The 15398-nt window shown below is 72.5% G+C and carries 10 protein-coding genes and 1 pseudogene; 7 read left to right on the forward strand and 4 right to left on the reverse strand.

Annotated elements, in window-relative coordinates; genetic code table 11:
• The first annotated feature begins 270 nt into the window (after window positions 1–270).
• From ppc to GA0074692_RS20615, 3 genes and pseudogenes are all read left to right on the forward strand, one after another.
• Window positions 271–3057 (forward strand): phosphoenolpyruvate carboxylase, encoded by a 2787-nt coding sequence (ppc, locus tag GA0074692_RS20605; protein ID WP_091646830.1) that lies wholly within the window; start codon window positions 271–273, stop codon window positions 3055–3057.
• A 118-nt stretch (window positions 3058–3175) separates the two neighbouring features.
• Window positions 3176–4362 (forward strand): annotated as a pseudogene (locus tag GA0074692_RS20610) (DNA recombination protein RmuC).
• 148 nt (window positions 4363–4510) lie between these two features.
• Entirely contained in the window at window positions 4511–7810 is a 3300-nt protein-coding gene (locus tag GA0074692_RS20615) for a S8 family serine peptidase (RefSeq protein WP_091646831.1), read from the forward strand.
• 214 nt (window positions 7811–8024) lie between these two features.
• On the opposite strand, the gene GA0074692_RS20620 is transcribed toward GA0074692_RS20615, so the two are convergent.
• Together GA0074692_RS20620 and GA0074692_RS20625 are read right to left on the reverse strand one after the other, a co-directional pair.
• The gene (locus tag GA0074692_RS20620) at window positions 8025–8477 is read right to left on the reverse strand and encodes a hypothetical protein (protein WP_091646832.1); all 453 of its coding nucleotides are present in this window, start codon (window positions 8475–8477) and stop codon (window positions 8025–8027) included.
• 168 nt (window positions 8478–8645) lie between these two features.
• Window positions 8646–9635: a 4-hydroxy-3-methylbut-2-enyl diphosphate reductase gene (locus GA0074692_RS20625; RefSeq protein ID WP_091646833.1), complete on the reverse strand. Its 990-nt coding sequence runs from the start codon at window positions 9633–9635 to the stop codon at window positions 8646–8648.
• 110 nt (window positions 9636–9745) lie between these two features.
• On the opposite strand from GA0074692_RS20625, the gene xseA reads away from it, so the two are divergent.
• Entirely contained in the window at window positions 9746–10963 is a 1218-nt protein-coding gene (gene xseA / locus GA0074692_RS20630; protein ID WP_091646834.1) for an exodeoxyribonuclease VII large subunit, read from the forward strand.
• Window positions 10964–10988: 25 nt separating this feature from the next.
• On the forward strand, window positions 10989–11201 hold the full coding sequence (locus GA0074692_RS20635; RefSeq protein ID WP_091646835.1) for an exodeoxyribonuclease VII small subunit: 213 nt from the start codon (window positions 10989–10991) through the stop codon (window positions 11199–11201).
• Between the two features lie 160 nt (window positions 11202–11361).
• On the opposite strand, the gene GA0074692_RS20640 is transcribed toward GA0074692_RS20635, so the two are convergent.
• Together GA0074692_RS20640 and GA0074692_RS20645 are read right to left on the reverse strand one after the other, a co-directional pair.
• Window positions 11362–12186, reverse strand: coding sequence for a hypothetical protein (locus GA0074692_RS20640; protein ID WP_091646836.1), 825 nt, complete (start codon window positions 12184–12186; stop codon window positions 11362–11364).
• A 106-nt stretch (window positions 12187–12292) separates the two neighbouring features.
• On the reverse strand, window positions 12293–13102 hold the full coding sequence (locus tag GA0074692_RS20645; RefSeq protein WP_176738524.1) for a DUF4245 domain-containing protein: 810 nt from the start codon (window positions 13100–13102) through the stop codon (window positions 12293–12295).
• A gap of 183 nt (window positions 13103–13285) precedes the next feature.
• Between GA0074692_RS20645 and glpX the strand changes: the two genes are divergently transcribed.
• Together glpX and GA0074692_RS20655 are read left to right on the forward strand one after the other, a co-directional pair.
• On the forward strand, window positions 13286–14317 hold the full coding sequence (gene glpX, locus GA0074692_RS20650; protein WP_091646837.1) for a class II fructose-bisphosphatase: 1032 nt from the start codon (window positions 13286–13288) through the stop codon (window positions 14315–14317).
• Complete coding sequence (locus GA0074692_RS20655; RefSeq protein WP_245730390.1) at window positions 14314–15282, forward strand: DMT family transporter; 969 nt, start codon at window positions 14314–14316, stop codon at window positions 15280–15282. The genes glpX and GA0074692_RS20655 overlap by 4 nt, the downstream gene beginning before the upstream one ends.
• Window positions 15283–15398 lie beyond the last annotated feature (116 nt).

Genomic DNA, 15398 nt, shown 5'->3' on the forward strand with positions numbered 1-15398 from the left:
CCGCAGGACGGCCGAGTTGATCCCCCCGCAGCACGGCCGGATGATCCCCCGCAGGCCTGCCGAGCGATCACAGCACAGCCACGCAGGCCGGCCGAGCGATCCCCCGCAGCACAGCCACGCAGGCCGGCCGAGGGATCGTACAAAGCACAGCCGGTGGTTCCCACGCAATGAGCCACATCTCAGGGCCGCTCCCCCGGGCGCGGGCGACGCGGATACGATCCAGGGAGTCGGACAGCGCTGTCCTTCGTCCTCACGTAAGGAGCGCACCCCGTGACCGACCAGCACGACCACGACGGGCCGGACGCCGCGCTGCGGGCAGACATCCGCCGCCTGGGGACCCTGCTTGGGCAGACCCTGGCCCGCCAGGAGGGGCGCCCGCTGCTCGACCTGGTCGAGGAGATCCGCGCCCAGGTCCGTACCGACGCCCCGGCCGCCGCCCAGCGCCTCGGCGGATTGGATGTGACCACCGGGACCAAGCTGGCGCGAGCCTTCTCCACCTACTTCCACCTGGCCAACATCACCGAGCAGGTGCACCGCGCGCGGGACCTGCGCCGCCGCCGTGCCGTGCAGGGCGGCTGGCTGGACCAGGCCGCCACGATGATCTCGGAGCGGGGCGTACCGGCGGAGGAGATCGCCTCGGCGGCCCGCCGGCTGGCGGTCCGGCCGGTCTTCACGGCCCACCCGACCGAGGCGGCCCGCCGCTCGATCCTGTCCAAGCTGCGCGCCATCGCCGACGAGCTGGACACCGAGACGGCCAACGCGATCCTCTACGGCGCGAGCGACGAGGGGCCGGCGAACCGTCGCCTGGCCGAGCTGCTCGACCTGATGTGGCAGACCGACGAGCTGCGGCTGGACCGGCCGGACCCGACCGACGAGGCCCGCAACGCCATCTACTACCTGCGCGACCTCTACGCCGAGGCCGCCCCGCAGGTCCTCGACGACCTGGCCGACACGCTGCGCGCCCTCGGGGTGGAGACCTCGCCGACGGCCCGGCCGCTGACCTTCGGCACCTGGATCGGCGGCGACCGGGACGGCAACCCGTTCGTCACCCCGGCGGTGACCCGCGAGGTGCTGGTCATCCAGCACGAGCACGGCATCGCCGCCACCGAGCGGGCGATGGACCACCTGATCAACGAGGTGTCGGTCTCCCGTCGGCTGCGCGGTGTCTCGCTCGACCTCTCCGCCAGCCTCGCCACCGACCTGGACGCGCTGCCCGAGGTGGCCGCCCGGTTCCGCCGGGTCAACGCCGAGGAGCCGTACCGGCTGAAGGCCCGGTGTGTGAAGGCGAAGCTGGCCAACACCCGGCAGCGACTGCGCCAGGGCACCGCGCACGTGCCGGGGCGGGACTACCGGGGCTCCGCCGAGCTGGTCGCCGATCTCGAACTGCTGCGCGCCTCGCTGGCTCGCAACTCCGGGCAGCTCACCGCCGTGGGGCGGCTCGCCTCGACGATCCGTACCGTCTCGGCGTTCGGCCTGCATCTGGCGACGATGGACATCCGCGAGCACGCCGAGGCGCACCACGCCGTCCTCGCCCAGCTCTACAAGGCGGTCGGCGAGGTGGACGACTACCCGTCGCTGACCCGGCTGGAGCGGACCAAGCTCCTCGCCGACGAGCTGACCGGTCGCCGGCCGCTCTCCACCACGGACACCCCGCTGACCGAGGGGGCCCGGAAGACCTTCGACGTCTTCGGCGCGGTCCGCGAGGCACAGGACCGGTTCGGCGCCGAGGTCATCGAGTCGTACATCGTCTCGATGACCCTCGGCGTGGACGACGTACTCGCCGCCGTGGTGCTGGCCCGGGAGGCGGGCCTGGTGGACGTGCACAGCGGCCGGGCCCGGATCGGTTTCGTTCCGCTGCTGGAGACCCCGGCCGAGCTGAACGCCGGCGGCGAACTGCTGGACGAGCTGCTGTCGCTGCCCGCGTACCGGAAGCTCGTGGCGGCCCGGGACGACGTGCAGGAGGTGATGCTGGGTTACTCCGACTCCAACAAGGAGGCCGGCATCACCACCAGCCAGTGGTCGATCCACCGCGCGCAGCGGGCGCTGCGGGACGTGGCCGCGCGGCACGGCGTACACCTGCGGTTGTTCCACGGCCGGGGTGGCACGGTCGGCCGGGGCGGCGGCCCCACGCACGAGGCGATCCTGGCCCAGCCGTACGGCACGCTCGACGGCGCGATCAAGGTCACCGAGCAGGGCGAGGTCATCTCCGACAAGTACACCCTGCCATCGCTGGCCCGGGAGAACCTGGAACTGACCCTGGCCGCCGTGCTCCAGGCGACGCTGCTGCACACCGCGCCCCGGCAGCCGGCCGAGATGCTGGAACGCTGGGACGCGACGATGGACGTGGTCTCCGAGTCGGCGTTCCGGCGCTACCGGTCCCTGGTGGAGGACCCGGACCTGCCGGCGTACTTCTGGGCGTCCACCCCCACGGAGCTGCTCGGCGCGCTGAACATCGGCTCCCGGCCGGCGAAGCGGCCGAACACCGGCGCGGGCCTGGCCGGGCTGCGGGCGATCCCGTGGGTGTTCGGCTGGACGCAGACCCGGCAGATCGTCCCCGGCTGGTTCGGGGTGGGCTCCGGCCTGGCCGCGGCCCGCGAGGCGGGGCTCTCCGACGTGCTGGCCGAGATGCACCGGAACTGGCATTTCTTCCGTACGTTCCTGTCGAACGTCGAGATGATGCTGACCAAAACCGACCTGGCCATCGCCCGCCGGTACGTCGAGACGCTGGTGCCGGAGCCGCTGCACCCGATCTTCCACAAGATCGAGCAGGAGTACGAGCTGACCAGGCAGGAAGTGCTGGCGGTGACCGGCTCCCCCGCCCTGCTGGAGAACTCCCCGGTGCTCCAGCGCACCCTCGCGGTGCGGGACACCTACCTCGAACCGCTGCACCACCTCCAGGTGGCGCTGCTGCGGCAGTACCGCGACTCCGGGGCGGCCGGCCGGGCGGTGGCCACCGCGCCGGGCGGCCGCCGGGCCCCCAGCGACGGTACGGCCCTGGAGCGCGCCCTGCTCACCACGGTGAACGGAATCGCCGCCGGCATGCGCAACACCGGCTGACCCCACCAGCGCGCGTTGCCCCCGGCCTGTCCCCCGTTACCCCACCTCGGATAACGGGGACGGGCCGGCGGGAGGTGGCCGCGGGCCGTGGGCCGTACCGGTTTGGCAAGCTCTGGGGATGGACTTCTCGACGCTGGCCGTGGTGGTGGTCTGCCTCGGTGCCGGCGGCGCGGTCGGCTGGTTCGCCGCACGGGCCCGTACAGCGGCGGAGGTCGCCCGGCTGGACGCCACCCTGCGCGCGGCTCGGGAGGGTGAGGGCCGGCTCGAGCAGTCGATGCGCGCGCTCGGCTACGAGGCCACCGCGCAGTCGCAGGAGGCGGTTGCCCGGGCGGTCGCCCCGCTGCACGAAACCCTGCGCCGCTACGAGCAGCGGGTGGCCGAGCTGGAACGCGACCGGGTCGACGCCTACGCCGAGTTGCGCGAGCAGGTGCGCGCGATGGGCGCGGTCTCTGGTGAGCTGCGCACCGAGACCAGGCAGCTCGTAGCGGCGCTGCGTGCCCCCCAGGTGCGCGGGCGGTGGGGGAGCACCAGCTACGCCGGATCGTCGAGGCCGCCGGCATGCTGGAGCACTGCGACTTCGCCGAGCAGGTCACCGCCGCCACCGACGACCGGCAGGTACGCCCCGACCTGGTGGTCCGGCTGCACGGGGGACGCTCGGTGGTGGTGGACGCCAAGGCGCCCCTGGAGGCGTACCTGACCGCGTTGGAGGCGCGCGAGGACCGGGAGCGGGACGCGCGCCTGCGGGCGCACGCGAAGCACCTGCGGGCGCACGTGGACGCGCTGGCCGCGAAGTCCTACTGGGCGGCCTTCGACGACTCCCCGGAGTTCGTGGTGCTGTTCGTGCCGGCCGACCCATTCCTGGACGTGGCGTTGCAGCACGACCCGACGCTGCTGGAGCACGCCTTCCGGCAGAACGTGGTGCTGGCGACCCCGGCGACCCTGGTGGCGCTGCTGCGGACGGTGGCGTACTCCTGGCGGCAGGAGGCGCTGGCCCGCAACGCGGTGGCGGTGCACTCGCTGGCCCGCGAGTTGTACGGCCGGCTGTCCACGCTGGGCGAGCACGTGGGGAAGCTCGGGGGCGCGCTGGGTACGGCAGTGACCGCGTACAACCGGGCGGTGGGGTCGCTGGAGGCGCGTGTGCTGGTCAGTGCGCGCAAGCTGGCCGAGTTGGGGGTCTCCGACCAGGAGCTGCCCGTACCGTCCCAGGTGGAGGTGGCCCCCCGGCAGCCGCAGGCCCCGGAGCTGGTCGAACCCGCCGAATCGACGTCCACTTCGTCCGTTCGGCCCATCGGGATGGACGACTAGCACTATCGACGTGACAGGGCGGTCCGATTTACGTCACGGGGTGGTCACAACCCCCTGCTCACTAGTGACACCGACTGCCAACACCACGAAAGATCACGCTCACGAGTGCTCTGCATCGCAGAGCCCTGGTTCTCTGGAGGAAGAGAACGTGAGTAAACCCCGCAACCTGAGCCGGCGTACCTCCGCCGCGCTCTTCGCGTCTGTCGTGGCGGCCGGCGCCATGACCGGGGCGGGTGGTGCCGCCACCGCGAGCGCCACTCCCTCCGCGCCCGACGCCGCTCCGGCGACCGCCGCCGAGGCGCTGGGCTCGCACGACGCCAAGCTCCTCGCCGAGGCCGAGGCCAAGAAGGCCCCCACCGTCACGATGATCGTCGCCACCGACAAGGGCGCGGCGAAGAAGGTCGCCGACGGTGTGGAGAAGCTGGGCGGCGCGGTCAGCCAGCGCTTCGACAGCATCGGTTACGTCCTGGCCAAGGTCCCCACCGACAAGGCGCTGAAGGCGGCCACGCTGCCCGGTGTCGCCGCGGTGGACCTCGACGAGGTCATCCAGCTCCCCGATCCGACGCCGGAGGCGGCCCCGGCCGGCAGCCGGACCGCCGAGCAGGCGGAGACCCTCAGCGGGCCGGGCGGGGACACCCCGGCCGTCAACCCATACATGCCGACGAACGAGACTGGCGCAGAGAAGTTCAAGGCCGACAACCCGCAGTGGGACGGCCGTGGCGTCACCATCGGCATCATGGACTCCGGTGTGGACCTCGACCACCCGGCGCTCCAGAAGACCACCACCGGCGAGCGTAAGATCGTCGACTGGGTGACCGCGACCGACCCGCTGGAGGACGCCAGCTGGCGGGCCATGCTCACCGAGGTGACCGGTCCGACGTTCACCGTCGGGACCAGCACCTTCACGGCTCCGGCCGGCACCTACCGGTTCAACCGGTTCAGCGAGTCGATCACCCGGACCAGCGACCCGGCCGGTGACGTCAACCGCGACGGCGACACCACCGACACCTGGGGCATCCTCTACGACCCGGTGACCCACAACGTCTGGGTGGACGTCGACCAGGACAACGACTTCACCGACGAGGCCCTGATGCGGCCGTACAAGGAGAAGTTCGACGTCGGCCACTTCGGCACCGACAAGCCGGCCACCCCGGTGCGGGACCAGATCCCGTTCGTGGTCGAGTACCGCGAGGACGTGGACACCCGGCCGGCCGGCGGCCCGGGCCTGGTCGACTACGTCAACATCGGCATCGTCGAGAGCACCCACGGCACGCACGTCGCCGGCATCACCGCCGCCAACGACATGCTCGGCAACGGCGCCTTCGACGGCGCGGCCCCCGGCGCCAAGCTGGTCTCCGCCCGCGCCTGCTCGTGGGGTGGCGGCTGCACCTTCGCCGCCCTCACCACCGGCATGGCCGACCTGGTGATCAACCGCGGCGTCGACGTGGTCAACATGTCGATCGGTGGCCTGCCGGCCCTGAACGACGGTTCGACCGCCCGCGGCGTGCTCTACAACCAGCTCGTCGAGGTCTACGGCGTGCAGCTCGTGCTCTCGGCCGGCAACTCCGGCCCGGGCCTGAACACGGTCGGCGACCCGTCGGTCGCGACCAACGTGATCAGCACCGCAGCGAGCATCAGCAAGGACACCTGGCTGGCCAACTACGGCTCGGTGGTGCGGAAGAAGAACGCCCTGTTCAACTTCTCGTCCCGTGGCCCGCGTGAGGACGGCGGTCTGAAGCCGCAGATCACCGCCCCGGGCTCGGCCATCTCCACCGCGCCGACCTGGCAGCCGGGCGGCCCGGTCGCCGAGGCCGGCTACCCGCTGCCCCCGGGCTACCAGATGCTCAACGGCACCTCGATGGCGGCCCCGCAGGCCGCCGGTGCCGTCGCGCTGCTGCTGTCGGCCGCCAAGGCGACCGACAAGGGCGTCACCCCGGCCGCGCTGCGCCGCGCGCTGTACAGCTCGGCCAAGCCGATCGAGGACGTCCCGACGTACGGGCAGGGCTACGGCATGGTCAACGTGCCGGGCGCGTGGAAGCTGCTCCGCAAGGGCGTGGAGACCCGCACCTACACCTCCGAGGCTGCGGTCTGCACCGAGCTGTCGGACTTCCTGACGAAGTACGACGCCTCGCTCGGTCAGTTCGTACCGACCCCGGACCAGGGTGTCGGCGTCTACAACCGTTGCGCCTCGAACCAGGACGGCCAGCAGGTCGGGCAGACCAAGACCTACCCGGTCAAGATCACCCGTACCAGCGGCCCGGCCGGCTCGATCACGCACGAGATCACCCTGCGGGGCAACGACGGCACCTTCAAGGCGCCGAAGACGGTCTCGCTGCCGCTGAACCAGACCGTCACGGTCGAGGTCACCGCCAAGGCGACCACCGCCGGTGCGCACGGCGCGATCATGACGATCGACGACCCGGCGACCAACGTGATCGACTTCGAGGTGCCCACCGTGGTGGTCGCCGGTAACGACCCGAAGGCCCCGAACTTCGCGTACTCGGCCCACGGCTCGGTGGACCGGAACAGCTTCACCTCGTACTTCGTGACCGTGCCCCCGGGCACCGGCGCGCTCCAGGTGAACCTCTCCGGCATCGCCACCGGCTCGCAGACCCGGTTCATCGCCTTCAACCCGTACGGTGTGCCGGTCGACAGCACCTCCAGCCTCGGCTGCTACACCAACTTCTCCGACGCCGCCGCCTGCAAGCCGCAGGAGCGGGACTACCAGAACCCGATCGCCGGGATCTGGGAGATCGAGGTGGAGTCGCGGCGTACCTCGCCGACCCTGAACAACCCGTACACGCTCGACGTACGGCTCCAGGGCGTCAAGGTGGAGCCGGCCGTCGTCGAACTGCCGGCGGTCGAGGCCGGTGAGCCGACCCCGGTGACCTGGTCGCTGTCCAACACCCTCGGGCCGGTCTCGGTGTCCGGGCGGGGTGGACCGCTCTCCAGCGTCCACGCCGAGCGTCCGACCATCGCCGAGGGTGCTTCGGTCCAGTACACCGTCGAGGTGCCCGCGGGCGCGACGTCGTTCACCGCCCGGATCGGCAACCCGGCCGAGCCCGGCGCCGACCTCGACCTGTACGTCTTCCGCGGGACCACCGAGGTCGGCCGAGCTGCCGACGGTGACTCCGAGGAAGCGGTGACCATCAACAACCCGCCGGCCGGCACCTACCGGGTGGTGGTCGAGGGCTACGCGGTCAACGGCCCCGGCACCAGCACCGCGTACGACTACCGGGACTCGTTCTCGGCGCCGGCGCTGGGCACCCTGGCCGCCTCGGCGACCCCGGTCGCCCTGCCGCACGGCGGCACCGCCAGCATCACCGGTACGGTGACCGCCGCCTCGACCCCGGGCGCGGGCCGGTCCCTCTACGGTGAGCTGGCCGTGGTGACCAGCGAGGGCGCGGTCGTCGGCCGTGGCTCGGTCTCGGTCGACGCGGTCAACTGACCCGTCCCTGAGCACCACCGGAGCCCGTCCCCGCCTCGCGGGGGCGGGCTCCTCCGTTCCGGAGCCTCGGTGACACCCGGCGCGACGGGGCTCGGTGACACCTGGCGCGACGGGGCTCGGTGACGCCCGGCGTGGCGGGGCCAGTGGCGCCCGGCGCGACGGGGCTCGGTGGCGCCGGGCGCAACGGGGCTCGGGTGACGCCCGGCGTGGCGGGTCAGGCGGGTTTGACGGTGTCCACCAGGAACGGGGTGCCCTGCTGGCAGGTGGTCATCAGATCGGCCTGGACCCGGCCGGTGACGGTCAGCTTGGCGCCAGACCTGATCATGTCGCGCGGGCCGCCGACGAGCAGGTACTCACCGAGCAGCAGGCAGCCCGGCTCGACCCCGGAGGTGACGGTGCCGGTGATCGACGCGCCGCCCGGGGCGGCGGACGCACCGGGACCGCCCGGCGGCCACTCGGTGGGCTGACGTTCGGTCGGCGGTACGCCAGGGGCCGGGGGGACGGCCGGATCGGTGGTCCCGTCGGGTGGAGTGGTCACCGGCGCTCCCGTCTGGTTCGAGCTGGCGGGATTGCCGCCAGCCTGGTCACCACTGCCGTCCTGACCGGCGCAGGCGCCCAACGCCAGGCAGGCAACCAGGAGCGGCAGCGCCATCCGATAGGTCTTCATGCCCGGTCAGACGCACCGGGCGACGGAATCGTTCCGGCCCGCTCGGCCCGGATCGCCGTGCCGGCGCACGATCAGCCGATCGACCGCGATCAGGCCCGGCCGCCGCACTGCCGGCTGGACCAGGCCCGGCCCGGGCCGCCGCGTGGGCGCTCGGCCGGCCGGGCGCGATCAGGCCCGGGCCGCCGCCGCAGTACGCATGTCCCGCTTGAGTTCCTGCGGGAGGGAGAAGGTCAGCCGCTCGGTGGCGGTGACGACCTCCTCCACGTCGGTGAAGCCGCGGGCGGCGAGGTGGGCCAGCACCTCCTGGACCAGCTCGTCCGGGACGCTCGCGCCGGAGGTCAGGCCGACCGTGCCGGCCCCGGCCAGCCAGGCGTCGTCGATCTCCGAGGCGAAGTCGACGAGGTGGCCGGTGCCGGCGCCCGCGTCCAGGGCGACCTCGACCAGGCGGACCGAGTTGGAGGAGTTACGCGAGCCGACCACGATCACCACGTCGCACTGCGGCGCGATCTCCTTGACCACCTGCTGGCGGTTGGAGGTGGCGTAGCAGATGTCGTCGCTCGGCGGGGACTGGAGCATCGGCAGCCGCTTCTTCAGGCGGGCCACCGTCTCCATCGTCTCGTCCACCGACAGGGTGGTCTGGGAGAGCCAGACGACCTTCTCCGGGTCCCGCACGGTCACCTTGTCGGCGTCCTCGGGACCGTCCACGAGTTGGATGTGGGCGGGAGCCTCACCGGTGGTGCCGATGACCTCCTCGTGCCCCTCGTGCCCGATCAGCAGGATGTCGTAGTCCTCGGCGGCGAACCGCTTCGCCTCGTGGTGGACCTTGGTCACCAGCGGGCAGGTCGCGTCGATGGCCTTCAGCGACCGGGCCCGGGCCTGCTCGTGCACCTCGGGGGCGACGCCATGCGCGGAGAAGATGACGGTGGCCCCCTCCGGGACCTCCTCGTTCTCCTCCACGAAGATCGCGCCCTTGGCCTCCAGCGTCCGGACCACGTGCTTGTTGTGCACGATCTGCTTGCGCACGTAGATCGGAGCGCCGTAGAGCGTGAGCGCCTCCTCGACGGTCTGCACCGCGCGGTCGACGCCGGCGCAGTAGCCACGGGGCTTCGCCAGGAGCACGCGCTTGCCGGTCTGGGGGGTCGCCTGAGCCTCGGTCACCCGCCCATCGTACGTGCCATCGGCTGCCGCGCATCTGGGCAGCAGCCGACCGTAGGCCCCCCGCGCGGCGGGACAGCGGGGGTGGGGTGGGTGGGGATTAGGGTGGGCGGGTGAGTGACGGGGATGGTCGGAGCACGGCGGAGGAGCCGTGGCCGGTGCGGGTGGTCAGCCAGAAGGTCGGAGCCTGGATCGCCCGGCTCGGCTGGGTCTGGGTCGACGGGCAGGTGGCGCAGATCAGCCGACGCCCGGGTGCCTCCACCGTCTTCCTCACCCTGCGGGACCCGTCGGCCGACCTGAGCCTCACCGTCACCACCAACCGGGACGTGCTCGACGCGGGCGCGCCCGAGCTGCGCGAGGGAGCCCGGGTGGTGCTGCACGCCAAGCCGGAGTTCTACGCCGCCCGGGGCACGCTCAGCCTCCGGGCCGACGAGATCCGCCAGGTCGGCCTGGGTGAACTGCTGGCCCGGCTGGAGAAACTCAAGAAGCTGCTCGCCGCCGAGGGACTTTTCGACCGGGCCCGCAAACGCCGGCCGCCGTTCCTGCCCGGCCGGGTCGGCCTGATCACCGGCCGGGCCTCCGCCGCCGAGCGGGATGTGTTGACCAATGCCCGCCGCCGGTGGCCGGCGGTGGACTTCCGCACCGTCAACGTGGCCGTGCAGGGGGCGGGCGCGGTGCCGCAGATCGTGGACGCGCTCAAGGTGCTCGACGCCGACCCGTCCGTCGACGTGATCGTCATCGCCCGGGGCGGCGGCAGCATCGAGGATCTGCTCCCCTTCTCCGACGAGGCGCTCTGCCGGGCGGTCTTCGCCTGCCGTACGCCGGTGGTCAGCGCGATCGGCCACGAGAGCGACGCCCCGCTGCTCGACTACGTGGCGGACGTCCGGGCCTCCACCCCGACCGACGCCGCGAAGCGGGTGGTCCCCGACCTGGCCGAGGAGGTACGCCTCATCCGGCAGGCCCGGCATCGGCTGGAACGCTCCGTACGCAACCTCGTCGACCGGGAGTCTCATCGTCTCGACCTGCTGCGTTCCCGTCCGGTGCTGGCGCGCCCGCAGGTCATGATCGAGCAGCGGGCCGCCGACCTGGCCGCCCTGCGCGGCCGGACCGGTCGGTGCCTGGACCACCGGCTCGGCACCGCCGAGGGCGACCTGCGGCACACCCTGGCCCGGCTGCGCGCCCTCTCCCCCGCCGCCACCCTGGACCGCGGCTACGCGATCGTGCAGCGCACGGACGGGCACGTCGTCCGCGACCCGGCCGAGGTCTCCCCCGGCGACCCGTTGCGGTTACGCCTCGCCGCCGGTGAACTCGCCGCGACGGTGGACGGGTGAGCCGCGTGTGGTGGGATGGCAGGCGATGACCGAGGAGAAGAACACCGAACGGCTCAGCTACGAACAGGCCCGCGCCGAACTGGCGTCGGTGGTGGAACGGCTGGAGGCCGGCGGTACGTCGCTGGAGGAGTCGCTGGCGCTCTGGGAGCGGGGCGAGCGGCTCGCCGAGATCTGCCAACACTGGCTGGACGGTGCCCGAGCGCGGCTGGACGCCGCCCGGCAGGACGCCGACTCCTGACCCTGGGCGTGGACCCCGACCACGGCGGGGACGCCGGCCCAGAGGCGGGGACGGCAGGTAGGGGGCGCAGCGCGCCCACGGTACGGCGCGACAGCCGGCCCGGAGACGGAAAACGGGTGCGGGGCGGACGGCGTCCGCCCCGCACCCGTTCTCGGGGGACCTACTTGAACAGCTCGTAGACCTCGTTGGGGGCCTCGACCACCTGGTCCGCCGGCGGCTTCTGCACCGCGGTCGTCGCGCCGTAGTCGGCGTAGGTGACGACCAGGTTCTGCGCCGGGGTGTCCCCGGCGGCGGGCACATCGACACCGAGTTCGACCAGCCGGCCCTGGGCGTCGAGCTTCGCGGTGAACGGCACCGCCGAGGCCTGGCCGGCGAGCGCCTTGACCACGTTGGCGTCGAGCAGGTCGGAGTCGGCGGCCTTGGTCAGGTCGAGCGTGCCGGCGTACATCCCCTCGCCGGTCTTCCGTACCTCGGTGATCGCCTTGGTCAGCGCCTCGCTGCCGGCCGGGTCGACGTCGGTGAAGTCGAACTCCAGCTGGTCGATGCCCTTGATCTTGGTACGGTCGAGGTGCTGGTACTTGCCGGAGGTCGTCTGCTCCGGCATCGCGGTGGCCATCGACCCGCCGAACTGGAGCCGAACCCAGGTGTCGGTGTCGATGAAGACCAGATGCATCTCCATCGACAGGTCGGCCGAGGCGGGATCGCCGCTGACCAATGACATCTCGGCGCTCTTGGTCGGCATGTGCACCTTGCCAGCACCGTTCAGCTCGCCACCGTTGATGGTGAAGCTGAAGTTTCCCTCGCTGATCTCCTTGGTGGAGGCGAGCAGCGCCTCCTTCGCGTCCGAGGGGATCGCCGAGGTGGCCGCAGAGCCACTGGCGGCGGGCTCGGCCGTGGACGGGGTGCCGTCGGACTGGCAGGCGGTGAGGCCGGGTACAAGCAGGGAGGCGGCGAGAACGCCGGCACTCCACCGTCGGATCTTCACGTGGACGTCTCCAGTTGTCGTCCGGCGCGTCACCGGCGCCGGAAAGGGGGATTCCGGGAAACGGGGGTGCCCGTCTGGGAGCTCTGTACCCAGTCGGGCGGTGCCCCTACCGTACGGAGTCGGCCAACTCGCGTAGTTCGCTCTCGCTCGCCTCCCCCACCACGATCACCGTCCGCGCGGGTTCCAGGAGTACCAGGGCACGCTCGTTGCCCCGGGCGGTGTAACGCTGCCAGCTCTGGCCGTCCAGATCGAGCGCGCCCTGCGGCTGGCTCCGCTCGGTGAGTTCCTGGGGTAGGAGCCGCTCCACCGGCACGTTGCTCTGCACGAGCTGGACCCCCCGCCCCTCCGGGGTCAGGTAGCCCAGGCGCAGGCTCGCTCCCTGCTCGGTCTGCTGGAACCGGGCCGTGGTGGTACGCCAGTCGGAGCCGAGGCCGGTGGGCTCGCCCACCGGGAAGGCGTTCGCCGCCCGCGCCTGCTCGATGGCGGGCGCTGGGTCGACGGTCGTCGGCTGCTCGCCGCCGAGGAAACCCCGGTAGAAGGCAAGCAGAAGGGCGATCGGGACGAGGAGCACCAGCAGCGAGATCGCCATGTCCTTCGGGGAGCGCTCGGAACGCGCCGCACGTCCGGCCGCCGGGGCTGCCGCCTGTTGCGGGGTCACCGGGTCCACCAGCGCCGGTTCTGCGCCGGCCGGAGCCGCCCCGGCGGGCTCAGCCGGCTCGGCGGACGCTGAATCCGACCCGGCCGGTTCCCCGGTGCGGCCGGCAGCGGGTTCTGGTCCGGGCGGGGTGTCCCCCGTCGCCCGGTCGGGCACCGGCGGCTGCCCCTGCGGCGGGGTCGTCGGCGTCCCGGGCGGGGTCAGCGGTGGCTGGCCGTCCGGCGGGGTCGAATCGGCGGGTACGCGGTCTGCGGTCTCCACCCTCCTATCTTGGCAGCCGCCGGTTGGCCGGATCCGGGCCACCACGACCCGGCGACAACGTTAGGTTGACCACCGTGTCCGGGCGTTTCGCTGGCCATCATGTGAGGATCAGTACAAAGCCGGCGGCGGCGGCGACGGCCGTACCCGCCGGGCCACCCCGCACCGTCGCGAGGAGGAACCCGCATGACCAACACCAGGACGCGGATCCCGCAGGATCTCGACCGCAACCTCGCCCTCGACCTGGTCCGGGTCACCGAGGCGGCGGCGATGGCCGCCGGGCGGTGGGTCGGCCGGGGCGACAAGGAGGGCGGGGACGGGGCAGCCGTCGACGCCATGCGCAAGCTGATCAACTCGATCCCGATGCGGGGTGTCGTGGTGATCGGCGAGGGCGAGAAGGACAACGCCCCGATGCTCTTCAACGGCGAGGAGGTCGGTGACGGCAGCGGCCCCGAGGTGGACGTGGCGGTCGACCCGATCGACGGCACCACGCTGATGAGCAAGGGCATGCCGAACGCCCTGGCGGTGCTCGCGGTGGCCGAGCGGGGTGCGATGTTCGACCCGAGCGCGGTCTTCTACATGGAGAAACTCGCCGTCGGGCCGGCGTACGCGGACGTGATCGACATCAACGCCGGGGTCGCCGACAACCTGCGCCGGATCGCCAAGGTCAAGGGCACCGACGTCTCCGAGGTGACCGTCTGCGTACTGGACCGTCCCCGCCACGACGACCTGGTCGCCCAGATCCGCAAGACCGGGGCGGGCATCCGGTTCATCTCCGACGGCGACATCGCCGGTGCCATCGCCGCCGCCCGGGGCGAGTCCGACGTCGACGTGCTGATGGGCATCGGCGGCACCCCGGAGGGGATCACCGCCGCCTGCGCGCTGAAGTGCATGGGCGGGATGATGCAGGCCAAGCTCTGGCCCCGGGACGACGCGGAGCGGACCAAGGCCCTCGACGCCGGCCACGACCTGGACCGGGTGCTCACCACCGACGACCTGGTCACCGGGGACAACTGCTTCTTCGTGGCCACCGGCGTCACCTCGGGCGACCTGCTGCGCGGGGTGAGCTACCGGGCCGGTGGGGCGTACACGCAGTCGATCGTGATGCGGTCCAAGAGCGGCACGATCCGGGTGATCGACTCCTACCACCGCCTCGAGAAGCTGGCGCTCTACTCGGCCGTCGACTTCGACGGCCGCCCCCTGGCCGAACAGGAGTGACGGCCACCCGGGAGGCCGGCACGGTTCCGTCGACGGCTGTGCGGCTCACCGGGGTCGGGCTCGCCGTGTTCTCCGGCACCACCGTGGCCCTTCAGTCGCGGATCAACGGCGAACTGGGCGTACGCCTCGGCGACGGGATCGCCGCCGCCGTGGTCTCCTTCGGGCTGGGTCTGCTGATCCTGCTGGTGCTGGTCCCTGCTGCCCCGGCCGGGCGGCGGGGACTGCACCGGCTCCGCGCCGCCCTCCGGGAAGGGTCGCTGCGGCCGTGGCAGTGTCTCGGCGGGGCCTGCGGCGCGTTCTTCGTGGCCGCCCAGGGACTCACCATCGGCACGCTCGGGGTCGCGGTCTTCACCGTCGCGGTGGTTGCCGGGCAGTCCGGCAGCAGCCTGGCGGTGGACCGGGCCGGCGTCGGGCCGACCGGGCGGCAGCCGGTGACCCCCCACCGGCTGGCCGGGGCGTCGCTGGCCGTGGTGGCGGTCCTCATCGCCGTCGGCGACCGGTTGAGCGAGCCCGGCATGCTGGTGCTGGCCCTGTTGCCGCTGCTCGCCGGGGTCAGCATCGCCTGGCAACAGGCGGTCAACGGCCAGGTGCGCGCGGCCTCGGGCAGCGCGCTCACCGCCACGCTGGTCAACTTCGCCGTCGGCATGCTGGCACTGCTCGCCGTCTTCGCCGCCGTCCTGCTGGTGCGGGGCCTACCGGCCGGCGGCCTCCCGACCGAACCATGGCTCTACCTGGGTGGCCCGATCGGCATCCTGTTCATCACGATCGCGGCGGCGATCGTCCGGTTCACCGGGGTGCTCCTGCTCGGCCTGGCGACCATCGCCGGTCAGATCGTCGGGGCCGTGCTGTTGGACGTGGTGCTGCCCACGGCGGCCCGGCATCCCGGGCCGGCCACCCTGGTCGGCGCCGTCCTCACCCTGGTCGCCACGCTGATCGCCGCGGTCGGTCCGCCGGTGCGCCGCTGAGGTGGCGCCAGGAGCACGACCGGCCACTCCCCGAACCGTTCCCTCGCACACCCCTGCCACCGCTCTCCGCCGAGCAGGTCACCCACGGCACCCGCACCCGCCTCAGCCGACCGGGG

The sequence above is a fragment of the Micromonospora pallida genome (assembly GCF_900090325.1).
GTDB lineage: Bacteria > Actinomycetota > Actinomycetes > Mycobacteriales > Micromonosporaceae > Micromonospora > Micromonospora pallida.